At 68.0% G+C, this 503-nt stretch carries 1 pseudogene; it reads right to left on the bottom strand.

The features are described 5' to 3' along the window. Positions 1-503: pseudogene (locus tag DJ75_RS18575) on the bottom strand (hypothetical protein); the annotation flags it as partial.

The following is a 503-nucleotide window of genomic DNA, read 5'->3' as shown; positions in this document are numbered from 1 at the left end:
CCGGCGGCGGCGTCGTCGAATCGAACGACGGCGCGGGAGCCGCTTCCTCGCGCTCCGTCGGGATCCAGCCGACGTCCGGCGTGTACTCGAGCACCGCGTCGTACAGCGGGCGAAGGGTCGTCACCGTCTCGGCGTCGAGCTCTCTCGGGTCGACGTGGTGGTGGGCGATCACGTCGCGGGTATCACAGAGGTCGTTAAGCGAGGTGATCAGACTGACCACCCGATCGGCGTCGTAGGCGGCGAACAACGTTGTCAGCGAGTGGAAACACATGACCGTCGCCTCGTCGGTGTCCCGCCAGGCGCCGATCTGCTCGGCGATAGCGATACCGATATCGTGTAGGTCCGCGTGTTCGGGAAAGCGCCGTACGGACATCGACTCCGATTCGGACGCCGCCCCCGACTCGCCCTCAGTCTCCCCCCGCCTCCCGTCGAAGATCGTCGTCCGGGCCGGGAACTCCTCGCCCGACTCGCGCCGCCAGATCGAGAGCCGGTCGGAGGGGGAC

It is taken from the genome of Halorubrum sp. Eb13 (assembly GCF_002252895.1).
Taxonomy (GTDB): domain Archaea; phylum Halobacteriota; class Halobacteria; order Halobacteriales; family Haloferacaceae; genus Halorubrum.
This window is presented reverse-complemented; position numbering and strand designations above follow the sequence as displayed.